This is a genomic window from Micromonospora sp. NPDC047620, assembly GCF_043205005.1.
Taxonomy (GTDB): domain Bacteria; phylum Actinomycetota; class Actinomycetes; order Mycobacteriales; family Micromonosporaceae; genus Micromonospora.
This window is the reverse complement of sequence record NZ_JBIDDG010000052.1, coordinates 1-20,893: the sequence shown is the minus strand read 5'-3', so window position 1 is coordinate 20,893 and position 20,893 is coordinate 1. Positions and strand designations below refer to the sequence as shown.

Genomic DNA, 20,893 nt, shown 5'->3' with positions numbered 1-20,893 from the left:
ACGTCCGGATGCATACACCCGTGAGCCGGCTACCTTGCGTGACGAGCGCTTTGCGGCAGATCCGGATGGCGGCGGGGGCTCGCGGCCAGAGAAGATCGAGGTCATGGGGCATAGATCTGCCAGGTGGGCATGGTCGAAAGTCAGCACGATTCATGGGGTCCGTGTTGGGGACGGCGCCGCGTGTGCTGGCGAGATCTACTCCTACAGGTACCGCTTCTACGCGCCCTCCGACAGCTTCTACGAGCGCTGCGTCGGCTTGGCGTGGTGCTCGATCTGCCGCGAGTACTCCGGTGCCATGGTGTTCGTACCGCGAAACGAACGTCTCCCGGACCTGCTTGCCGATCTGCCGACGCCCGAGCGTGAGAGGCTGGTTCGCAGCGAGGTGAAGCTGCTCGATTACCTTGATCGCCTCGTCCGGCGAGGATCTTGGCCGACACGCAAGCCGTGATCGGCGGACGAACTAGCGGCGCACTTGATTCGGCACGAGCGGATCGCGGCAAATGAGTGCGTCTGGTCCTCGACGAGGTAAGCCCATTTGAAAGCCCACATGGGATTCGACGTAGATAACGCAATCTCGCGCTCGTCTCGGTGGAGCACACCGAGGCGAGCGCGGGAAGCATCATCCTGGAGGACCTCTGGTGGAACCAGGCACGACTGCCGGCGGTCCAACCTGACATGCGCGCGGTCGTCTCCCTCAGCTCTGTCCTGCTGGGCCTGATCGCCGGCGCTCTCATGCTGCGTTCCGGCTGGGAACTGCCGGTGCGAACCTCCTGCTCAGGCGACGTGTGCACGTCGCAGTCGTGGGTCGACGTCGACTGGGACCCCGTCAACTGGGAACTGAAGCCGACCAGGATCGCCTGCTTCGAGGCCAACCCGGCCAACCACGATGTCCTGATCGGGCCCGGCGACGAATGCGTACAGTCCCGCGGCGACGTCATCGAACACCAGGCCACCTACGAAGAACCACGCGAAGAGATCCAGCAACGGCGCACCCGGACACTTGCGTTCGCCGGCGCCGCGATCGCGCTGCCACCGACCCTCGTCGAGGTGTGGTGGCGGGTCCGCCGCAGGCCAGCACCGACTCCACGCTCCCCCACCCAGATCGCGACATGTCCGTGCGTTGGTCTACTGCGAGCCGACGAGGATGCAGAAGGGGTGTCCTGCCGGGTCGGCGAGAACGTAAAGGGGCTCTCCTGATTCTTCGGTTCGGTCGAGAAGCACGCTGGCCCCAAGTTCCTCGGCTCGACGACGGTGCCGTTCCAGCGCGTCGAGCGTGGGCACGCGGAAGTCCAAATGCATCTGCTTCGGAACATCGTGCGACGGCCAGGTAGGTCGCGCCAACGTGGGGACCTCTTGGAAGGCGAGCATGCGGTTGCCGTCACCGTCGATCAAGACCAGCCAGTCCTCGTCGTCGGCGCTGCCGTCCGTCGGGGGTTCGTCGCCAGGGCGGTATTGCAATCCCAGTAGCTCGCGGTAGAACTCGGCGAGGGCTCGGACGTCGGTCGCGTCCAGGACGGTGTGCATCAGCACGGGATAGGTAGACATCGACTCTGCGCCTCCCCGGTGTGGTTTCGAACCACGCCATCTCACCACGAAGTAGTTGAGCCGCGACATCCTGACATCGGCACGACCGGACGCTGGCGACCGGCGCCGACATCCCCTCGGTGACGAGCGCTTCGCGGCAGATGAGGGCGCGGCCGGTACGGAGACCATGATCTCGACGAGCACGGGTGCTTCTCGATCACGGGCGCCGAGCGGCGGGAGTCTGAGGACGTTTCCGGCACGGTGTCGGATCTGCCGCAGGTCGTTCGTAGAACAGGTAAGGGCAGTCGGTTTTGGCCTCCCGAGACAAGGGAGTCGTGAGACGGCCCGATACTTGATCTAGTTCGATCGACCATGAAGAGGTAACGGCATGGCCAAGCTCATCTACGTGACGAACGTATCGATTGACGGCTACATCGAGGACGAACGGGGCGCGTTCGACTGGTTCCCCATCGACGACGAGGTGTTCGCGTTCACCACCGACCTCCTGCGGTCTGTGGGCACGTTTCTCTATGGGCGGCGCCTGTACGAGGCGATGGCCGCCTGGGAGACCGACGCCGCTCTGGCCGCGCAGTCCGACCTCATGGCCGGCTTCGCGAGCGCATGGCAGGCGGCGAGCAAAGTCGTGTACTCCACGACCCTCGCCGCGGTGTCAACGGCCGACACCCGACTCGAACGCCGTTTCGACCCCGCCGCAGTACACCAACTGAAGGCCACGGCTAGCAGCGATCTCACCGTAGGAGGCGCCAACCTCGCGACGCAGGCTTTCAAGGCCGGGCTGGTCGACGAGTGCCAGCTGTTCGTCCTGCCCATTGTCGTCGGCGGGGGCAAGCCAGGGCTGCCGACCGGCATGCGCGCAGACCTCGAGCTCCTCGATGAGCGCCGATTCCGAAACGGCGTCGTACACCTCCGCTACCGCCCTCTCGGACAGCGACCGACAGCCCCGTCCGGTTCGCCGGCGCTTGGATGACCCGCGGAGCGCTGACGACTGATTCGGCCGGATGAGCCCGCCCATCACAAACTCGGGTTGCGTCAAGTCGCAGTATGCGCAGGCGTCAACCGCCGCGTGGGGACGACGGTGGCGACAGCGAACCTCAGTCCCGGGAACGCCCCGAGAACGACCCGCCTTCATCTATCCGTCGGCATGCCAGCCGCACGCTCGTCGACCGCTCGCGACGCACCCGTTCATCGGCATGATCGGACGGCACCGCAACACACAGAGATCGCGCACGGCAGTCGTGGCAGGCGGGCTCGTGCGGCCTCACATCCGGGATTTCAGCACGTCGACCTCGCAGCCTGGCGCGGCCGGGTCGAAGCCGTGTTCTACCAGCCAGCGCTCCATCGCCAGCTCGGCGTTCTCTGCTGGGCCCGCGCGATTGCCCCAGGCGTCCGACGGCAATGGCCCTCGGATCTGATTCGCGGCGCCGCCCTCAGACGCCGGACGGATACGTCTCGGGCTCGGCCAGGCTGGTGGGCGGCACGCGTAGCGGTCGGACCGCCTGGGTTTCGTCGATCCAGCAGAAGGCGTCGTAGCGGTCGCCGAGCACCGTCGGTACGTAGTTGCCGATGCTCTCCCGCTCGGGGTGGTAGACGACTCCGATTGCCCGGTGGTCGAGCTCGTCGGTGAGCACGTCGGGGTTGCCGTCGCCGGGGAAGACGAACAGGGCCTGCGCGGGGGCGGCGTTGTGCAGGGCCTCCTCCAGGGAGTGCCGGCGGCCGGGTGGCACCGGCATCACCTCCATCGGCGCGCCCCAGGCGTTCCCGGCCACCACCGTTCCGTGGTGGGTGCCGAAGCCGACCAGCACGACCTGGTCCGGTCCGTACCGCTCCCGGGCGAGCTGGCCGATGTTGACCTCTCCGGCGTCGGCCATGTCGGTGGCGCGGGCATCCCCGATGTGGGTGTTGTGTGCCCAGACGACCGCCTTCGATCCCGGCCCATAGTGCCGCAGCAGCCGGTCGAGGGTGTCGTCCATGTGCCGGTCGCGGACGTTCCACGACTCCCGGCCACCGCGCGCCATCGTCCGGTAGTAGCGCTCGGCCCCGGCGACGATCTCGGCGTTCTGCCAGGTCCCGAAGCGGCCCGGGCCGTCGGTCATGGCTCGCTCGCGCAGTCCGACGAGCAGGTCCACCACCTCGTTCTCGCAATTGTTCGGCACGAATCGGGTTGCCAGCGCGTACTGCTGGGGGTCCTCGTCGTACGGCTGGAAGCAGTGGTACGCGGCCAGCGCCGCCGGCACCTGCTCCGGGTCGTGCTCCTGCAGCCAGGTGATGATCTCTCGCAGCGACTCCCACAGTGAGTACACGTCCAGGCCGTGGAACCCGGCGCGGTTGGGCTCTTCCACCCCCGCATTGCGGGTACCCAGCCAGCGGGTGAAGTCGATGATCTCCTCGTTGGCCCACATCCAGGTCGGCCAGCGCTCGAAGGTGGCGAGCGCGTCCCGCGGGTCGCTGGGCGCTGCGGCCTGGCAGCGGACGCTGCGGTCCACCCGGTCGCAGTCGGGCCAGTCGCCCTCCACGGCGACGAACGAGAAGCCCTTCTCCTCGATCAGCCGCCGGGTGATCGCCGCGCGCCAGGTGTAGAACTCGTGCGTGCCGTGGCTCGCCTCGCCGAGCATCACCACCCGGGCGTCCCCGATCCGGTCCAGCAGCACGTCCAGGTCGCCCGGGTCCGCCAGCGGCGCTGCCAGCCCGACCACCTCGTCGTCGTAGCGTCCCACGCTCACCCCCGCCGCGTCAGGTCCCAGCCTGCGGTCACAGCCCTGCCGTACCCGGCCAGGCATCGGCCATGCGAGCATCCGGGCCCGCGTCCCTCGACGTCCGGATGCACGTCCAGTGCGCGACACCTTTCGAGTGTCCTGTCGGGTATGCGGTCGACGAGACCGAGGAGCGGCAGATGACGGTCAGCCGTACCGCTTTGGCCAGGGCTTCCGCTCGGTGACGTTCTCGGCGGATCTGACTAGTTCACCGTGCCGAACGTGGGCGGCTTTGCTGGGTATGGCTGGCGGGTCATGCCTGCCTTGGTGGTGATCTCCGCTGGTGAGGGTCGCGTCGACGGATGTCAGCTTAATGGGTTGGTGGCAGCGCATGCGGCCCAGGCTTGTGCGCGACAGGGCGCTGGTGGCGTCACGGTCGCCGCCGCCGTGCAGACGGTGCCGGTCGGCGCGTCCGGAGCCGGCGGGGATGGGGCGACTCCGCAGAGCCGGGCGAAGGCGGCTTCGGACCTCAGCCGGTGGGCTTACCAGGCCGAAACCAACTGCCTGGCATGCCGCCGACCGGCTGTCACCGGCGACGCGGCGTGATCAGCCCCGACTCGTACGCCCACACGACCAGCTGGGCACGGTCGCGGCAGTGCAGCTTCGTCATCGCCCGGTTGACGTGTGTCTTGGCGGTCAACGGACTGATCACCATGCGCTCGGCGATCTCGTCGTTGCTCAGTCCCCGGGCGACGAGCTCGACGATCTCCTGTTCGCGGGCGGTCAACACGTCGCGTCCGGCCGCCGGGTCAGCCGGCGGCGGGCCGGCGACGAACTCGCTGATGAGGGTACGCGTGACCGCCGGGGCCAGCAGCGCATCGCCGCGAGCCACGACGTCAACGGCCTGCAGCAGGTCGGCGGGGTCGGCGTCCTTGAGGAGGAAGCCGCTGGCGCCCGCGCGGAGTGCGGCGAAGACGTAGGAGTCGAGCCCGTAGTTGGTGAGGATGAGGACGCGGACCGCGGCGAGGTCGGGAGCAACGGCAATGCGCCGGGTGGCCTCGATGCCGTCGAGTCCCGGCATCTGCACGTCCATCAGCACGACGTCCGGCCGCAGGCGCCGCGACAGCTCGACGGCCGAAGCGCCGTCGGCGGCCTCACCGACGACCTCCAGGTGGTCCTCGGCGTCGAGCAACGCCCGGAATCCGGCCCGCATCAGCGCCTGGTCGTCGGCGAGCAGGACCCGGATCATGCCGGCTCCTCCCTCCGGTCGGAGCCGCCACGATCCGTGACGGACTGCGCTGGTTGGACCTCGTGCAAGCGCTCGGTCATGCTGGACCGCCCAGCGGGAACGTGGCCCGTACCGCGAACCCGCCGCTGTCGCGGGCGGCGGCCTGCAGCGTCCCGCCCAGCCCGGTGACCCGTTCCCGCATGCCGCGTAGGCCCACCCCCGGTGTCACCGGCCGGACCGGCGACGCCTGGCCGTCGTCGTCCACCGAGACCGTCAGCTGCGCCGGGGCGTACTCGATGTGGATCCGGGCGGTGGCGGGGCCGGCGTGGCGGGCCACGTTGGTCAGCGCCTCCTGGACCACGCGATACCCGGCCTGGTCGACCTCGGCGGGCAGGTCCCGCGGCTGACCGGTGACGGTCACCTGTACCGGTACGCCGGCCGCCCGGGTCCGCTCGGCCAACTCGCCCACCCGGGCCAGTCCGACGCGGTCCACGTCGTCGGGTGCGCGCAGGACGTCCAGCGTCGCCCGAAGTTCCCGCATCGCGGCGCCGCTGGCCTCCTGGATCGCCAGCAGCGCGGCTGACGGCTCCTCGTTGTGCTTGCGGGCCAGGTGCACGGCGATCCCGGCCTGCACCTTGATGACGGAGATGCTGTGGGTCAGTGAGTCGTGCAGGTCCCGGGCGATGCGCAGGCGCTCCTCCCCGGCGCGGCGCAACGCCATCTCCTCGCGGGTGCGTTCGGCCTCGATCGCCCGCCGCTCGACCTGTTCGAGGTAGGCCCGGCGCTGCCGCGCGACGAGCCCGGCGACGTTGGCCGCGAAGAACCAGCCCAGCAGCAGTGCGGTCCGCTCGGCGATCTGCTGGCTCGGTCGGTCGGCCGGCGCGACCGAGACGTCACGGGCCAGGAAGGCGCCGAGGAAGACGAGGCTGGCCAGAGCGGCGGCCGCTCGGTGCCCACGCCAGGCGGCCAGGTAGACCGTGCCGAGGACGGGGAACGCGGCGGACACCCCGGCGTGCACCCGGACGTGGAGGGCCAGCATGGCGGCGGTCGCCACGCTCAACGCCACCACCGGGTGGCGCCGGCACACCGCCAGGGCCGCCGACATGACCAGGACCAGGACGACGTCGGCCGCCCGCACCGGCGCGGCGTCCGGCGCGAGCGCGGCGTTGCCGAGCAGGAGGCCGCCGAGGGCGAGGCCGCTGAGGGCGTACGGCAGATCGCGGCGCATGATCGAACTGTAGAGCGGCCGTCATCAGGGAGCATCCTCCGCCCGCGGTAGATGAGGCGTACTGCGGACGCGGTATCGGCGGCCGGGCAAGTGCCTGCGGCGGCACGACGTTTTCCCGGCCCGCCGCGGCAAGCATCGAACCCATGACATACCGCTTCTTCACCCCGGTTCCCGCGAAGGCCGCGACCGGTCTCACCGCGGAGGTCTACCGGCAGCTGCGGGACGAGTTCCTCGGGCCGGTGCCCACCTTCCAGGCGCTCTCGGCCGTGCCGGAGGTGCAGGCCGCGGCGTGGGCGCTGATGCGCGAGGCCCTGCTCGCCGGGGACGCTTCCCGGGTCGACCGCGAGCTCGTCGCGTCGGCGGTGTCCCGGGCCAACCGCTGCCGGTTCTGCGTCGACGCCCACGTGATGCTGCTGCACGCCCTCGGCGAGCACGAGCTGGCCGAGGTCATCGCCCGGGGCGGCACGCCACCCGAGCCGAGGCACGCCGAGCTCGTCGGCTGGGCCGAGGCCAGCCGGAGCCCCCGGGCCGCCGCCTGGACCAGCCCGTACCGCCCCGAGGTCACCGGCACCCTGCTCGCCTTCCAGTTCATCAACCGGATCGTCTCGGCGCTACTCGACCCGGATCTGCTCCCCGGCGGCCTGCAGCGCTCCCCGCTTGTGCGGTCAGTCGGGGGCCGGCTCTACGCCAGGGTGGCCCGGGAGCCGAAGGATCCCGGCCGCAGCCTGCCGCTACTCGACGCCGGCGCGACGGCGCCACCGGTCTGGGCCGGGGACAGCCCGGTCGGCGTCGCGTACGCGTCGCTGAAGGACGCCGCCATCCGAGGCGGAGACCTCCTGGGCGACGTGGCTCGCCAGACCGTCACGGCCACCGTGCGGTGGGAGGACGGGCGGTACCCGGCCCGGCCCGCGGACTGGGCGGTGGATCTGGTCCGGGACGTGCCCGGCACCGACCGCGTCGGCACCCGGATCGCGCTGCTGGCGGCGTTCGCGCCCAGCGCGATCACTCCGGGCGACGTCGCCCTGTGGCGGTTCTCCCATCCGGACGACGCCGACCTCGTGCGGCTGGTCGCGTACGGCGCGATCACGGCCACCGAGCACGTCGCCCAGGCACTGTCCCCGGCTCACCACTAGGAGCTCACCATGCGCAAGGCATTCGTCATCGTCACCATTCTGGCGCTCGTCGCGTTCGCCCTGCAGTTCATCTTCGCCGCCGTGGGCGCGTTCACGAAACCCGCGGGCGACGACGCATATGCGCTGCACAGCGTCAACGGGATGGCGGTCATCCCCGTGCTCACCCTGTTCACCATCCTGTTCGCCGTGCTGGCGAAGGCGCCGGGCCGGATCGTCGGACTGGCGGCCCTGCCGCTCGGTCTGGTCGTCCTGCAGGTGCTCCTCGCCGGGCTCGCGAACGGGTTGACCGACACCGCGGGCGCCAGTACCCCGTTCGGCCTGACCATCGCCGGGCTGCACGCGCTCAACGGCATCATCGCGGTGCACGTCGTGGTCGGCGTCCACCAGGCGGCTCGGCGGCTGGCCAACCCGGCACCGGCCGAGGCCGCGCCGGTGGCCGTCCGGGAAGGGGAGCCGGCATGACCGTCGGCTCGGTGCTCGCGGTCGACCTGGTGATCGCGGTCCTCGCGGCCGCCGGGTGGCTGGGCGCCGGCGGCGCGGCGGCCGCCCGGCGCCGGCCGCTGGCCCTGGGGCTGGCCGCCCTGGCACTGCTCGCCACGCTCGCCCGGGCGATCACGATCACCGCGCTCGCCCGCGCCGGCTGGTGGTTCGCGGCGGAGAAGATCCTCGTCGCCGCTCCGCTGTCGCTCGCGGCCGTGGTCGTCGCCGGGCCGCGGCTGCTGCGGTCCGCGGGCGACCTCCGCTCCGTCGCGGTCCCGCTCCTCTTCGCCGGGTACGCCGCGAGCGCCGGCCTGCTCGTCACGGTCCTACACGGCTATCCGGCCTCGGCGGGCGTCGGTCTGCTGGCCGTCGCCGGGGTCGTCGCGGCGACCGCGCTCACCTGGCGCGTCCTCGGCGCCCGCCCGTCCCCGACGGTGTCCCGGGCGGCCCTCGCGGTGGCGGCCGCGGCGCTGGTGACCGGAACCGGGCTGACCGTCACCCCGGACCCCGCTCCCGCCGTACCGCATGATCACCAGTATCGGGAGGCGGGGAGCGTGGGCGAGCCGACCCGGCGGTTCACCCTGACGGCCGGGACCGCCACGGTGAACGTGAGCGGCCGGGACGTCGAGGCGTGGGCGTTCAACGGGCAGGTTCCCGGGCCGGAGTTGACCGCCACCGTCGGCGACGTCCTCGAGGTGACGCTGCGCAACCGGGATATCGGGCGGGGGGTCACGCTGCACTGGCACGGGTACGACGTGCCGAACGGCCAGGACGGGGTGCCCGGCGTGACGCAGGCGGCGGTGCTGCCCGGACAGGAGTTCGTCTACCGGTTCCGCGCCGACCAGGTCGGGACGTACTGGTACCACACGCACGCGGTATCCGACATCGGCGTACGGAAGGGGCTCTACGGTGTCCTGGTGGTGCGCCCGGCGCCGGTGACCGGCGTCGACGTCACCGTGCCGGTGCACACCCTTTCCGGCCTTCCGCTGCCCGCAGCGAGAACGGAGCCGGTCGAGGCGGGGGTGCCCATGCGGCTGCGACTGATCAACACCGACAGCACGACACACCGGTACGCCCTGGCCGGGACCCCGTTCCGGGTCGCCGCGATCGACGGATCCGGCCTGCGGGGGCCGACGACGCTCGTCGACACCGCCGTGCTGATCCCGGCCGGGGGACGCTACGACCTGGTGTTCACCGCGCCCGCCACGCCGGTGGCGCTGTTCGTCGACGGACGCGAGGTCTACTCGACCGGCCCGGTGTCAACGGCGACCGGCGCATGGCCGGTGCTGGATCCGCTCAGCTACGGCGTCGCCTCTCCGGTGCCGTGGTCCCGGTTCGACAAGAAGTTCACCCTCGTCCTCGACCGCGGCCTCGACCTGCGCGGACTGCTTCCGCGGTACGCCCACACCGTCAACGGCGCGGCCGAGCCCGACATCCCGCCTCAGGTCGTACGCCTCGACGACATCGTCACGTTCACGATCGTGAACCGGTCTCAGGTCGTACACCCGTGGCACCTGCACGGGCATCACGTCCTGGTGTTGACCCGCAACGGAAAACCGGCGACCGGGAGTCCCTTGTGGCTGGACTCCTTCGACGTGCGCCCCGGCGACGTCTGGGAGGTGGCGTTTCGGGCCGACAACCCCGGGATGTGGGCCAACCACTGCCACAACCTGGCGCACGCCGACGCCGGGATGACGCTGCACCTGATGTACTCGTGACATTGGCTGTGAACCACGGTGACCGCGGCAGGGTGTCGGGGCTGAGGGTCAGCACCGGCAGCGGCCCCGGATCTGGCCCGGCGAGCATGGTGAACTGCCAGCCGTCGGCGTCGACTGGACGGCGGAGCAGCAGCCCGGCCGCGCCTTGGGCGCCGTGGTAGGCATCGAACAGGGTCATCTCGGCCGGCACGACGAGTCACCGCTCGGCCGGGTCGTCCTTGTCGGCGATGCCGAGAGCGCCGCGGCGCGGGTGGGTGGTGTCAGTGGAGGCGGGGTGGATGGCGACCTGGCGCCCAAAGAGCAGCGGGTCGAGCCGTTGCGGTCACCCCAAGTTACAGCTGTTCACCTCATACACCTGCGTCTGAATGCTCGTGGACCGCGCCGTCCCGCGGACGGGTGCGGCTCAGTGCCCGGGCTGGAAGCGGGACAGCAGATGGCCGGGGTCGCGCAGGACGTCACCGACCGCGAACCCGCCGATGGAGGTGCCGTCGAGCAGCTGCGCCCGCGCGTCATCGGCCCGCAGCTCGGCGGCGCGGATCGTCTGCGTCACCAGTTCGCCGAGCGTGAGGTTGTCGACGGTCCGTTTCGCCCGCGTGTCGATCCAGATCTCCAGCAGCTCCTTCGCCCCGGACACCCGGACGGTGACCTCCCCGTCCGGGGAGGTGGCCTCGTACTCGGCGTGCGGCGCCCGTTCGGCGAACTCGGCGGCCCGGGTCATCGCCGCCACCATGTCGCCGCAGAGGCGGCGCAACGATTCGACGTCCATCACCGGATCCGCTCGACGGCGAGTCGCAACTGGTCGAGCGCCGCGCTCAGATCCATGGGCGGCGGGATGTCCGCGTCGCCGGAGATCCCGGCCAGGCGCTGGGTCAGCCGCTCGCCCATGCTGGTACGGGCTGCGGCGATCGCCTCCTGGCAGGCTGCGCCGAGCGCCGTGGCGTCGAGCGCGGCCATCGCCTGCGGGCTGATGTAGACGTCTTCGACCCGGTAGTCGCCGGTGACGCGGGCGGCGACCAACCCCAGGCTGTCGCAACCCTCGACCGACTCGTCGGTCAGCGCCGCGATCTCGGCGGCGAAGCCGTCGACCGCCTCGGTGACGCGCCGCATCGACTCCCCGGTGTAGCCCTGCCGCTGAGCCTCCCGCGCCGAGCCGCCGATCGCCCCCATCCAATCCATCACTGCTGCTTCTCCCACTCCTGCGGCTTCGAGATCACGATCCGAACCGGTTCGGGCAGGGTGAGGCTGCCCGCGTCGATCTGCCCGTCCTTCTCGCCGAGCTTGTTGGCCAACGCGTCGTACGCGTCGCTCACGGTCTTGGAAGTCGACCAGAGCACCGCGACGAACGAAACGAACAGGCCGATCAGGCCGACGACGAAGGCGGCCCAGGCCGCGAATATCGCCATCTTCACCGCGGGCGAGGCCGGGCCGGAGGCGTTCGCCGCCATGGCCGCGACCGCCGCGCTGGCGGCGGCGACAAGGTAGGAGGCGATGACGCCCGTCACGCCGGCGCCCATCTGGAAGCAGGCGGAGTCCATCAACGCGCAGGTCTCGGAGAGTCTCTTCAGGATCGGCTGCAACTCGCCGGTCACGAACCCGTTGAACTCGTTGGCCGCGCTGTCCTGCCAGCGGCTCTTCGCCTCGGCAATCCTGCTCTCCAAGTCGCCGTGCATGCGGTCGTAGGCGTTCTTGAGCTCGCCCCACGAGCCCGAACTGCGGAACCACGCTTCGGGATCGACCACGTTGGGCAGGACCAACGCGTGTCCGACGGTGAACGTCGCCGCCGACGCGGCGATCGCGTCCGGAAGGAAGGACGCGGCCAACACTCCGTTGACGCCGAACAGCACGGCCTGCCAGGCCTTGCTGTCGTCAGCGTCGTCGTCCAGCAGTTGTTTGCCCTCGTGCACGGGCAGGTCCCTCCCCCGGTCAAGTCCTCGTGGTCCGAATCTCAAGCCCCGCCGAGCTCTTAACCGTCGCGGTAGCTGAATCCGCTGCCCTGCTGCTCTTCCATCTCCTCGTAGTGAGCAGCGACCCGGGTCAGCGCGACGCCGATGGTGTCGAAGATCTTACCCATGGCGACGGTGACGTCCTCGACGCCGGAGCGCACCTGCTCGTAGTCCGTCGGCGCGCCCACCGCGTACGCCGGGAACACCTCGGAGGGGAGGGCCAGCCCGAGAAGCACCTGCTTGGTGTCCCGGTCCAGTTGGTCGGAGTGCTTGGTGAACGCCTCACCCAGCCCCCGCAGGGATGTGATGTGTATCGATGGCACGCTGCGCTTCCTTGATCATCGCCTGCCGGGGCAGCTTAGTAACGATCTTCTCTGGATCGGACGGGTACCAGGATAGGGACGCGTGGTCGTCGCGAGCGCTGCCCGGCCTGTCCTAATGTGGCCATGGCCGCAGCCGGAAAGCTCATCAGGCCTGGCCTCGCGCGGCCTACTTCGAGGACATCTGGTCCGTGTAGTGGCTGATTCATGTTCGGCCGTGGCGGTGGTGGGGTTGGTTCGTTGATCGCGGCGTGGGCGTGCAGCGGCGTGGATATCGGTCGGACTTGTCGGATGAGCGGTGGGCGTTGATCGAGCCGGTGCTGACCGCGTGGCGGGCGGCGCGGGTGGGTTTGGGGATCAGCCGGCCGGTGCATGATCTCCGGGAGATCGTCAACGCGATCCTGTACGTGGCCAGGACGGGGATCGCGTGGGAGTACCTGCCGCACGACTTCCCGCCAGCGAAGACGTACGACTACGACGCCAAGTGGGAGGCGGACGGGACCACGCAGCGGATCCACGATCTGCGGCGGGAACGGGTTCGCACGGCCCGGGGCCGCAGCGCGAGCCCGTCAGCGGTGGTCCTGGACTCGCAGAGCGTGAAGACCACCAGCAACGTCGGTGAGGACAGCCAGGGCAATCGACGCGGAAGAAGATCAAGGGACGCAACCGGCACGCGGATGTGCGCGCTCATGATCGCCTTCACGTCGGCGGCGATGGCCGCCGCAAACGGCGGCAGGTCGCGAGCCTTCAGCACCTCCAGGGGTATGTCGACGGTGGGCAGTTTCAGGTGCGAGTCGTCGACCGTCGCGCCGTGCCCGGGAAAGTGCTTGGCGCAGTAGGTCACGTGTGGGGATGGCTGGTGATGCCGTCCAGGATGGTGGTCAGGTTGTGGTGGAAGGTTTCCTTGGCGTTGAGGTGGGCGCCGTCGATGACGAGCCGGGCGACGGTGGGGTAGCGGCCCGTTTCGAGCATGCGTGTCAGGTAGGGCCCGAGGGCGGCCTGCCAGGCGGTCACGTCGGTGCCGGTGGAACGGGCGATGCGTCGCTCGGTGACCTCTCTGCGGAGCGCTCCGATGATGAAGGCGTTGAGGGCGCCCAAGGCCCGCTGTAGGTCGTCGATGTTGCGTACGCCGGGTGCCTGGCTGAGCGCCGCCGCGGTCGATTCGCCCACGGCGAGCGCGTGAGGTCCCAAGTGTGGCCTTGCGCCGAGCAGGTCGGCGAACCACTCATGATCGAGGGCGGCATCGCGGGTCCGGTGAACGGTGGCCAGTACCGTGGCGCGCCACTCGGAGTGATGGCTGGCCTCGGCGATCTGGGCGTACACGGCGTCGACCATCAGATCGAGCAGTTCGGATCTGTTGATCACGTAGTCGTAGAGCCGCATCGGACCGACACCGAGCTCTTTGGCGATCTTGCGCACCGACAGCCCGTCGAGGCCGTGTGCGTCGGCGAGCCGGATCGCCGTGGCGGCGATCTTCGCGCGGCTCAACGGCACCGGCGCCGCCCGCGGCTGAGGCTCGGGCCGTTCCCAGACGGGCAACGGCACGTTACCGTACGGCGTATCCATGAGATACAGCGTACGGTAACGGAGATGACGATGCGAATTGCGATCGCCGGCGGTGGCCTCGGCGGCCTGACGCTGGCCCGAATCCTGCACCGGCACGGCATCGGCGCGGTGGTGTACGAACGCGAGGCAACCCGATCCGCGCGATCACAGGGCGGATCGCTCGACCTGCACCCGGAGTCCGGGCAACAGGCCCTGGCCGCTGCTGGCCTCGCCGGCCGATTCCGGTCCGAGGCACGGCCGGAGGGCGAGGAACATCGCATCCTCGACCCGGCCGGACGCACCCTCGTGCACCACACGCCACAACCCGGCTCATTCTCCGGACGCCCCGAGATCGACCGCAGCACACTGCGTGATCTTCTGCTCGATTCACTCCCCGGCGACGCGGTGGCCTGGCGGCACCGGCTCGTCGCGGCGACGCCACGACCCGACGGAGGCTTCGGGCTGACGTTCGATGGCGGCCACAGCGCCGACTGCGACGTCCTCATCGGCGCGGACGGCGCGCGCTCGGTCGTCCGGTCGCTGCTGACCGACGTGACACTGTCCTACGTGGCCACCTTGGTGGAGCTGAGCATCAGCGACGCCGACCGGCGCCACCCGGATCTCGCCGAGTTGGTCGGCCCCGGGAACCTATGGTGCATCGGCGTGAACCAGATCCTTGCAGCGCAGCGCCTCGGCGACGGCAGCATCCGAGTCGGGATCTCCTTACGCGCGGACAATCGGCATACAGACACCTACCGCAGCAAGCGCGCCCTGCTGGACATCTTCGACGGCTGGGCCACCAGCCTCACCGCACTCATCGAAGCCGGCGACAGCCCGCCAACCCCACGCAGGATCGAGGCGATGCCCACCGGTACACGCTGGGCCCACCAGCCGGGCATCACCCTCATCGGTGACGCCGCGCACCTCATGCCGCCGGTCGGCGAAGGTGCCAACCAAGCCATGCTCGACGCCGCCGAACTCGCCGCTGAACTCGCCACCGACCCCGCCGACCCCGACTCGGCGATCCAAAAGTACGAGGAGGCGATGTTCATCAGAACCCACCCGATCGCCGAAATGTCCGCACGAGTCCAGGCAATGATGCTGTCCCCCACCGCAGCCGACGACATCATCCGCTTCTTCACGCCGCGGCCCACCGAGCCGGCACCCGCAGACTGACAACACGCGACGCAGCCGGCCGCGCCCTCGTAGACGCCCCTGCCCTGGAAAATCAGATATCCGCTCCTCCCCAGACGCGGATACGGGGTTGCGGTCAGCCCTCTTTTGCGCGGCCCGCCACCGCGACGGTCGCACCCTCGCGGTGGCGGACCACTGGTACCCGTCGCCGAAGACCTGCTCGGCGTGCGGGCATCTGCTCGCCCAGCTTTCCCGCGGCCCACGCCACTGGGTGTGTCCGGGTTGCGGCACCCGGCATGACCGGGGACGTCAACGCCGCCCAGAACATCGCCGTCGCGGCCGGGCTGGACGAGACGCAAACACTTGCGGAACGAACGTCAGACACGAAGGACCTTGGCCCAGCGGCTGCCGGCGATGCGGGCCAGGTCGATCAGGCGGGTGCGGCGGGGCCCGTAGCAGACGTAATAGGCGATCTCTCCGGTGGTGATGCTGCGTCGGGCGAGCAGCCAGTGCCCGCGGCCGGGTCGCCAGCAGACGCGTATCGGCACGCGGGCCCAGTCGTGGTCGCGGGGGCCGTGGGCGCCCGGCCCAGCGGACAGCCGGCACCATGCCTGGGCGGGCAGGGCGGCGATGAGCTGCCCGGACGACATTTTCGTCACCTACCGGCCCGCCCGCCGTCACCTGCGCCGACCGGCGCGGACTCACGTGGCGCCTACAGGTTGCTGATTCCCGTCACGCCCAGTTGTGCAGTACGGCGTACCAGGCCAGTTGCATCCGACTCTGCGCACCGGCCAGGTCCATCAGGTGGCGCAGGCGGCGTTGCAGGGTTCGCAGGGAGATGTCGAGCTGTGTGGCGACCGCCTGATCGGTGAGTCCGGCCAACAGCAGAGCCAGGATCCTCCGGTCCAGCCCGGTCGGGATGTCTGCGTGTTCGCCGTGGGCGTCCTCGGTCAGATCGCCGAATGCGGAAATGCCGAGCGGATAGGCGTACCGCCACACCAACTCGAACAGCGCGTGCATCGCCGTGAGCAGCCCGGCGCGGTGCAGCAGCACCGCGCCGGGTTCGTCCCCCGGCGCGACGGTCAAGGGCACCAGGCCCAGTTCGGCGTCGGCCAGCACCAGCTTGATCGGCAGTGACTCGGCCACCCGTACCTCGACGCCCCTGCGCAGTGAATCGACGGTCTCGGCGACCCCGCCCGGCTCGGCGAGCACCGCCCGCTCAATCACGACCCGGTAGCGCACCCCTTGGGCCACCATCTGCGCCTCCGCTGAGTTGGCGCCCACCGGCACGGCAACGGCAGGGGAGGTGACGAAGTTGCGGACCTCGGCGCGGGCGGCGTGCTGCACCTGGGCGAACCGGTGCCGGATCGCCTCGGCGCCCGTGACCACCTCGATCAGCTCGCTGATGCTGCGGCCCGCCATCGCCTTGCGATGCTCCTCGGCGAGGGTGACGAGGGCCAGCTCGGCGCTGCGCAGTTCCGCCCGCCGTTCGCTGATCAGGGCCCCGAGGGCGACCGCGGGCGGCGCTGCGGCGAAGGCCCCGTCGGGGGTGGGCTTCACCAGGCCGCACGCCGTCAGGTACGACAGCGCCGCCTCGATCGCCGGCGCGGGCAGGTGCAGTGCCTCACCCAGCTTGGCCGAGTCGGCCTGGGGGCGTCCGGCGAGCACGGTGTACACGGCTTCGTGTTCCGGGCTCAGGCCCAACGCGCCCAACATCGGCGGCCGCCTCCCCTCCATCCGTTGTGGCCGGGAAAGTATGCGCCACAGTGATGGATCATGCCCAGCCCCATCTGGCATGGGAAAAGAGGGGACGGGCCCCGAGACGTCGCCGCCCCGGGGCCCTGCGAACGGTCTCATCGCAGGCCGTACGCCCGGATGATCTCCTGCTTGATGCTGAAACCGGCGTCGGTCTTGCCGGTGGCCCGCACCGAGACGAAGCCGCCCGGCTGCTTCGCCAGCTTGAGCTCGCCGTTCCACCAGTCGCCGGCGTCCTTGCGCAGCGTCACCTGCTGCCAGGTGGCGCCGTCGTCGTACGACACCTCCAGGGTCACCGAGGTGACGTTGCCGGTGCTGGGGCCGCCGCCCGCCTGGGGAATCGGCTTGAGGCGGATCTGCTCGGTGCTGCCCGCCTGCACGTCACCGTGCAGGTCGGTGTCGAGGCGGTACTCCATCTGCAGCAGCGCGAACGGTTCGAAGTTGTCCGACTCGTTGGAGCTGGAGATGAAGTCCCACTCGCTGTGCGTACGGGTCGACAGCCGCCACTGTTCGGCCGGGCGGGACGCGTCCAACACCAGGCGGTAGGGCAGGGTGCCGGCCGGCACCGCCTCCCACTGAAGGGCGGACGAGCGCTTGTTCTCATACAGCAACTGGTCGCCCTGGTAGAGCTTCATGTTGGTCGGCACCGATCCCCAGTCCAGGTTGCCGCCGTGCTCCAGCACGTCGGCGGACGGGGTCCAGGCCTGCACGTTGATGGTCATGTAGTCGCGGTAGCGGCTGTTCTGCACCGCGAACGCCCGGTTGAACGCCGGCCGGATCGCCGGGGCGAACCAGTCCTGCCTGGTGGTGCTGCCCTTGGCGTACGTGTGCCGGTTGGTCGAGTCCGTCCAGCCGCCCTGCACGTGCCACTCCCCCCAGACCTGGTCCGGAGTCACCCACTCCGTGCGGGTGCTGGGATGCCACTCCCGCTCCGGCATGCCGAGCGACGGCGCGAAGGTCAGGTCGTACCGAAGGCCGCCGCCCTGCATCCCCTTCGTGATGTTGTAGTAGCGCGCGTCGATCCGGGCCAGATCCTCCCGGGCCGGGTGGTAGCTGAGCGGCCGGTCCGGCACCTGTCCCGTGTAGTTGCGGGTCAGGTCGTAGACGTAGCTCGCGTACGGCACCTGGTTGGTGATCATCCGCAGCGTGCCGGTCTTGGCCAGCCCGATCAGTTGCGCCCCGGCGTCGCGGTGCACCGTGGCGACCGGGATCGGCGACCGGCCGACCGACTCGTAGAGCGCCCCGAGGCCGTCGTTGACGACCAGCAGCAGCTTCGCTCCGGCGGCCACCGCGGCGGCGGCACGATCCGTGGCGCTGACCGCGTCGCTGCGGGTCACCACCACGGCCTTGCCCTTCACGTCGAGCGTGGCGTAGTCGGCGGCCGCGCCGGTGCCCGCGTAGACCGTGGGCAGCGTCTCCTGGCCGGCGGTGAGCGTGCTGCCCGGCTGGACCGTGACGTCCACCGGCGGCAGACCAGGGACGTCCACGCTCAGCATCGGCTCGCCCTTGCGCCACCGGGTGACCATCGCAAACGACCCCTGGGCGACCTGGTCGGTCGGGGTGACATAGATGTCGTCGTACTTCACCGGCACCAGGGTCCCGGCACGGAAGCTGTCGCCGTTGGCGTACTTGACGGTGGAGTCGACCTTGCGCTGCCGGTCCTCGCTGCGCTCCGGCGCGGTGGTGTCCAGCAGGCGCGCCTTGCGCGCGTCCAGCACCACCTCAGCTCCGGAACCGTCGAGCACGGTCTCCGGGTCCACCAGCACGGCGAAGCCGAGCGAGTCGGCCCGCTCACCCGGGACGTCGAACTGGGTCGTGACCGTGTAGGTGCCCGGCAGCATCCGCAGCGTCATCTCGCCGTCGATGGTGTACGCCCAGGGGCGGGACACGCCCGCCTTCTTGATCCCGACGGTCGAGGTGACGGGCTTGCCGTCCCGACCAATCAGCTTGATCTTCAGATCGTACCGCTCGTCCTCCTTGAGCAGACCGAGCGCGGTACGGGTGACCGCGGTACCCGTGGCGGCGTCGGTGCCGACCAGGTAGCCGGTGAACTGGCCGGTGCCAGGCTTGGTCGGGTCGCCGGTGACGGGAACCGTCGCGCTCCCGCCGGCCGGCACCGTCACCGAGGAGGCATCCAGCGAGAACGGGTCCGAGCCGGTGGTGGCGAGGTTCAGGGTCACGTCGCTGCTGCCCGAGTTGGTGAACACCACCGGCTTGGTCACCGGGGTGTCGGTCGGCTCGTGCGGCCAGTCGAAGTTGCCGAAGAAGACCGAGCCGGTCGCCCGGACGCCCGTGCGTACGGCGGCCGCGACGTCGACCCGGCCGGTGCCCACCTGGTACGCCGTGTAGCCGTCGGCCAGGCCCTTCGCGCTGCTCATCAGCGCTTCCTTGAGCTGCGCGCCGGACCAGTCGGGGTGGCGCTGAGCCAGGATCGCCGCCGCGCCCGATACGTGCGGGGTGGCCATCGAGGTGCCGCTGATGGACCGGTAGAGGCCGGTGCCCGTGGTCATCTGCTGCGAGCGGGCGGCAGTGATGCTGACGCCGGGGGCGGTGATGTCGGGCTTGAGCGTGCCGCTGCGCACCAGCGGACCGGTGCTGGAGAAGGACGCCAGTCGGTCCTGCTTGTCGACCGCGCCGACGGTCAGCGCGCTGGCGGCGGAGCTGGGCGTGCCGATGCTCTGCGGCCCGGCGTTGCCGGAGGCGATGACGAACAGCGTGCCGTACTGCGCGGACAGCGTGTCCACCGCGACCGCCATCGGGTCGGTCCCGTCGGACAGCGTCGGGTCGCTCAGGCTCATGCTGACCACATCCGCCCCGGACTCGGCCGCCCACTGCATGCCGGCGAGCACCCAGGAGTCCTGGCCGAAACCGTCGTTGCTGAGCACCTTGCCGACAATGAGGTCCGCGCCCGGCGCGACACCCTTGTACGCGCCGCCGGAGGCCGCGCCGGTGCCCACGATCGTCGAGGCGACGTGGGTGCCGTGCCCGTTGACGTCGGAGGTGTCCTCGCCCGGCACGAAGCTGACCTTGCCGTCGATCTGGTCGACGAGGTCGGGGTGGCTGGCGTCCACCCCGGTGTCCAGCACCGCGACCTTCACCCCGCGGCCGTCGTACCCGGCGGCCCACGCCTCGGGCGCGCCGATCTGCGGCACGCTCTCCTTGAGGCTGGCCATGGCCCGGCCGTCCAGCCAGAGCTTCGCGATCCCGCCACCGAGTGCCGGCTTGGCCCCGGAAGCCACCGGCGCGACGCTGGTCCAGAAGGAGCGGCTCTGCTTCTTGTCCACCGCCAGCGCCGCGGCGCCGACCCGCCGCAGGTCGCGGGCCAGCTTCGCGCCCTTCGGCGCGACCGGCTTGGCCGTGCGGGTCTTCGCCGGCGGGTAGCTGCTGATCACCGGCACGGTCGGGGTCTTCGCGTCGTCGTAGCCCATCTCGATGAGATCGGTGATGTTGAACAGCCGCCGGTCCAGCTTGTCGGCGGCCAGCAGCGGCATCGCCTCGTCGGGCAGGACGAACAGGTCATCGCCGCTCTCCTGCAGGTGGACGGCGCCGGTGGCGTCGTCGGGCCGGTCGACATCGACCGTTTCCGCGCCGTCGGCGGAGGTGGTCACCGTGACGACATCGCCGGTGATCAGAGTGATGGTGTGGGTGGACCTGGTCTCGGCCTTGGGGGCCGTACCGGGGCTTGCCGCGGTCACGGGCGCCTGGATCGCGGCGATCCCACCAGCGATCAGTCCGGCCGCCGTAGCGGCGGCAATCAACCGGCGCCGCGCGCGGCCAGGCTCAGCGGGCTGTAAGGGGAATGACATGCGAAACGTTCTACCGCCGCCGTTACCGGCAAATGAATAGCTGGCGTTGGCGGAGTCGTGCCAGGGCACTACTCCGCCACGAGTAGGCGCGGTGCTCGATTGTCAGCGAATCGCGGCCCGAGCCACTGCGGTACGTGCAGGTGGAGCCGGCGGTGGTGGCGGAGATCGACCGCCGACGTCGCCTTCGAGCACGGCCGGTGGCGGCATCGGGTGCGGTACGCACGGCACGCCCGGACATGTCGGTGTACGGCGTGCCGCTGCTGCTCGGCGAGGAGGGGGGGTGTCCCTATGGGTTTCGTCAAGCGGTGATCGGCGGTGTGGGGCGGGGTTGATAGGGGATCTTGTCGCGGAGCATGGCGAACAGGACG

General features: G+C 70.3%; 19 protein-coding genes and 3 pseudogenes. 9 read left to right on the top strand and 13 right to left on the bottom strand.

Features of this window, described 5'->3' with window-relative positions; translation table 11 throughout:
• The first annotated feature begins 34 nt into the window (after positions 1-34).
• Positions 35-448 (top strand): hypothetical protein, encoded by a 414-nt coding sequence (locus ACGF5C_RS33260; protein WP_393308142.1) that lies wholly within the window; start codon positions 35-37, stop codon positions 446-448.
• A 140-nt stretch (positions 449-588) separates the two neighbouring features.
• Positions 589-1,197 (top strand): hypothetical protein, encoded by a 609-nt coding sequence (locus ACGF5C_RS33255; protein ID WP_393308138.1) that lies wholly within the window; start codon positions 589-591, stop codon positions 1,195-1,197.
• Here the strand turns inward: ACGF5C_RS33255 and ACGF5C_RS33250 are convergent.
• Entirely contained in the window at positions 1,126-1,524 is a 399-nt protein-coding gene (locus ACGF5C_RS33250) for a VOC family protein (protein WP_393308137.1), read from the bottom strand. The two genes, ACGF5C_RS33255 and ACGF5C_RS33250, sit on opposite strands and share 72 nt — an antisense overlap.
• Before the next feature lie 388 nt (positions 1,525-1,912).
• Here ACGF5C_RS33250 and ACGF5C_RS33245 point away from each other — a divergent pair, with 388 nt between their 5' ends.
• Positions 1,913-2,512, top strand: coding sequence for a dihydrofolate reductase family protein (locus ACGF5C_RS33245; RefSeq protein WP_393308135.1), 600 nt, complete (start codon positions 1,913-1,915; stop codon positions 2,510-2,512).
• 460 nt (positions 2,513-2,972) lie between these two features.
• On the opposite strand, the gene ACGF5C_RS33240 is transcribed toward ACGF5C_RS33245, so the two are convergent.
• The 3 genes from ACGF5C_RS33240 to ACGF5C_RS33230 all read right to left on the bottom strand — a co-directional run bounded on the left by ACGF5C_RS33240 (position 2,973) and on the right by ACGF5C_RS33230 (position 6,691).
• Entirely contained in the window at positions 2,973-4,259 is a 1,287-nt protein-coding gene (locus ACGF5C_RS33240) for an erythromycin esterase family protein (protein ID WP_393308133.1), read from the bottom strand.
• A gap of 562 nt (positions 4,260-4,821) precedes the next feature.
• The gene (locus ACGF5C_RS33235; protein WP_393308131.1) at positions 4,822-5,484 is read right to left on the bottom strand and encodes a response regulator; all 663 of its coding nucleotides are present in this window, start codon (positions 5,482-5,484) and stop codon (positions 4,822-4,824) included.
• 76 nt (positions 5,485-5,560) lie between these two features.
• Positions 5,561-6,691, bottom strand: a complete 1,131-nt coding sequence (locus ACGF5C_RS33230) for a sensor histidine kinase (protein ID WP_393308129.1) — start codon at positions 6,689-6,691, stop codon at positions 5,561-5,563.
• 143 nt (positions 6,692-6,834) lie between these two features.
• Here ACGF5C_RS33230 and ACGF5C_RS33225 point away from each other — a divergent pair, with 143 nt between their 5' ends.
• From ACGF5C_RS33225 to ACGF5C_RS33215, 3 genes are read left to right on the top strand one after another with little or no spacing between them, the layout of a single operon-like run.
• On the top strand, positions 6,835-7,824 hold the full coding sequence (locus ACGF5C_RS33225) for a carboxymuconolactone decarboxylase family protein (protein ID WP_393308127.1): 990 nt from the start codon (positions 6,835-6,837) through the stop codon (positions 7,822-7,824).
• A gap of 9 nt (positions 7,825-7,833) precedes the next feature.
• Entirely contained in the window at positions 7,834-8,286 is a 453-nt protein-coding gene (locus ACGF5C_RS33220) for a DUF6220 domain-containing protein (RefSeq protein ID WP_393308125.1), read from the top strand.
• A complete protein-coding gene (locus ACGF5C_RS33215) occupies positions 8,283-10,022 on the top strand; it encodes a multicopper oxidase family protein (RefSeq protein ID WP_393308123.1) in 1,740 nt (579 codons plus the stop codon). Before ACGF5C_RS33220 ends, ACGF5C_RS33215 begins: the two co-directional genes overlap by 4 nt.
• A gap of 403 nt (positions 10,023-10,425) precedes the next feature.
• Here the strand turns inward: ACGF5C_RS33215 and ACGF5C_RS33210 are convergent, their stop codons facing one another.
• From ACGF5C_RS33210 to ACGF5C_RS33195, 4 genes are read right to left on the bottom strand one after another with little or no spacing between them, the layout of a single operon-like run.
• A complete protein-coding gene (locus tag ACGF5C_RS33210) occupies positions 10,426-10,788 on the bottom strand; it encodes a YbaB/EbfC family nucleoid-associated protein (RefSeq protein ID WP_393308121.1) in 363 nt (120 codons plus the stop codon).
• Positions 10,788-11,198: a YbaB/EbfC family nucleoid-associated protein gene (locus tag ACGF5C_RS33205; RefSeq protein ID WP_393308119.1), complete on the bottom strand. Its 411-nt coding sequence runs from the start codon at positions 11,196-11,198 to the stop codon at positions 10,788-10,790. The genes ACGF5C_RS33210 and ACGF5C_RS33205 overlap by 1 nt, the downstream gene beginning before the upstream one ends.
• A complete protein-coding gene (locus ACGF5C_RS33200) occupies positions 11,198-11,926 on the bottom strand; it encodes a hypothetical protein (protein ID WP_393308117.1) in 729 nt (242 codons plus the stop codon). Before ACGF5C_RS33200 ends, ACGF5C_RS33205 begins: the two co-directional genes overlap by 1 nt.
• A 59-nt stretch (positions 11,927-11,985) precedes the next feature.
• Positions 11,986-12,288: a hypothetical protein gene (locus ACGF5C_RS33195; protein WP_393308115.1), complete on the bottom strand. Its 303-nt coding sequence runs from the start codon at positions 12,286-12,288 to the stop codon at positions 11,986-11,988.
• 248 nt (positions 12,289-12,536) lie between these two features.
• On the opposite strand from ACGF5C_RS33195, the pseudogene ACGF5C_RS33190 reads away from it, so the two are divergent.
• A pseudogene (locus ACGF5C_RS33190) lies at positions 12,537-12,791 on the top strand (transposase); the annotation flags it as partial.
• A gap of 161 nt (positions 12,792-12,952) precedes the next feature.
• Here ACGF5C_RS33190 and ACGF5C_RS33185 read toward each other — a convergent pair.
• Both ACGF5C_RS33185 and ACGF5C_RS33180 read right to left on the bottom strand, forming a co-directional pair.
• Positions 12,953-13,129, bottom strand: a pseudogene (locus tag ACGF5C_RS33185) (glycoside hydrolase family 3 N-terminal domain-containing protein); the annotation flags it as partial.
• Entirely contained in the window at positions 13,126-13,851 is a 726-nt protein-coding gene (locus ACGF5C_RS33180) for a TetR/AcrR family transcriptional regulator (RefSeq protein WP_393308113.1), read from the bottom strand. The gene ACGF5C_RS33180 and the pseudogene ACGF5C_RS33185, both read right to left, overlap by 4 nt.
• 24 nt (positions 13,852-13,875) lie before the next feature.
• On the opposite strand from ACGF5C_RS33180, the gene ACGF5C_RS33175 reads away from it, so the two are divergent.
• On the top strand, positions 13,876-15,006 hold the full coding sequence (locus tag ACGF5C_RS33175) for an FAD-dependent oxidoreductase (RefSeq protein WP_393308111.1): 1,131 nt from the start codon (positions 13,876-13,878) through the stop codon (positions 15,004-15,006).
• Positions 15,007-15,094: 88 nt separating this feature from the next.
• A complete protein-coding gene (locus ACGF5C_RS33170; RefSeq protein ID WP_393308109.1) occupies positions 15,095-15,451 on the top strand; it encodes a zinc ribbon domain-containing protein in 357 nt (118 codons plus the stop codon).
• On the opposite strand, the pseudogene ACGF5C_RS33165 reads toward ACGF5C_RS33170, so the two are convergent.
• The 3 genes and pseudogenes from ACGF5C_RS33165 to ACGF5C_RS33155 form a co-directional block, all read right to left on the bottom strand.
• Positions 15,363-15,602 (bottom strand): annotated as a pseudogene (locus tag ACGF5C_RS33165) (IS701 family transposase); the annotation flags it as partial. The gene ACGF5C_RS33170 and the pseudogene ACGF5C_RS33165 overlap by 89 nt on opposite strands.
• Positions 15,603-15,696: 94 nt before the next feature.
• The gene (locus ACGF5C_RS33160; RefSeq protein ID WP_393308107.1) at positions 15,697-16,680 is read right to left on the bottom strand and encodes a transcriptional regulator TrmB; all 984 of its coding nucleotides are present in this window, start codon (positions 16,678-16,680) and stop codon (positions 15,697-15,699) included.
• A 137-nt stretch (positions 16,681-16,817) separates the two neighbouring features.
• On the bottom strand, positions 16,818-20,525 hold the full coding sequence (locus ACGF5C_RS33155) for a S8 family serine peptidase (RefSeq protein ID WP_393308105.1): 3,708 nt from the start codon (positions 20,523-20,525) through the stop codon (positions 16,818-16,820).
• Between the last annotated feature and the right edge of the window lie 368 nt (positions 20,526-20,893).

Coding starts and splice junctions, on each gene's coding strand:
- ACGF5C_RS33250 (WP_393308137.1), bottom strand. CDS start 1,524: ATGCACACCGTCCTGGACGCGACCGACGTCCGAGCCCTCGCCGAGTTC.
- ACGF5C_RS33245 (WP_393308135.1), top strand. CDS start 1,913: ATGGCCAAGCTCATCTACGTGACGAACGTATCGATTGACGGCTACATC.
- ACGF5C_RS33235 (WP_393308131.1), bottom strand. CDS start 5,484: ATGATCCGGGTCCTGCTCGCCGACGACCAGGCGCTGATGCGGGCCGGA.
- ACGF5C_RS33230 (WP_393308129.1), bottom strand. CDS start 6,691: ATGCGCCGCGATCTGCCGTACGCCCTCAGCGGCCTCGCCCTCGGCGGC.
- ACGF5C_RS33225 (WP_393308127.1), top strand. CDS start 6,835: ATGACATACCGCTTCTTCACCCCGGTTCCCGCGAAGGCCGCGACCGGT.
- ACGF5C_RS33220 (WP_393308125.1), top strand. CDS start 7,834: ATGCGCAAGGCATTCGTCATCGTCACCATTCTGGCGCTCGTCGCGTTC.
- ACGF5C_RS33215 (WP_393308123.1), top strand. CDS start 8,283: ATGACCGTCGGCTCGGTGCTCGCGGTCGACCTGGTGATCGCGGTCCTC.
- ACGF5C_RS33210 (WP_393308121.1), bottom strand. CDS start 10,788: ATGGACGTCGAATCGTTGCGCCGCCTCTGCGGCGACATGGTGGCGGCG.
- ACGF5C_RS33205 (WP_393308119.1), bottom strand. CDS start 11,198: ATGGATTGGATGGGGGCGATCGGCGGCTCGGCGCGGGAGGCTCAGCGG.
- ACGF5C_RS33180 (WP_393308113.1), bottom strand. CDS start 13,851: ATGGATACGCCGTACGGTAACGTGCCGTTGCCCGTCTGGGAACGGCCC.
- ACGF5C_RS33175 (WP_393308111.1), top strand. CDS start 13,876: ATGACGATGCGAATTGCGATCGCCGGCGGTGGCCTCGGCGGCCTGACG.
- ACGF5C_RS33160 (WP_393308107.1), bottom strand. CDS start 16,680: ATGTTGGGCGCGTTGGGCCTGAGCCCGGAACACGAAGCCGTGTACACC.
- ACGF5C_RS33155 (WP_393308105.1), bottom strand. CDS start 20,525: ATGTCATTCCCCTTACAGCCCGCTGAGCCTGGCCGCGCGCGGCGCCGG.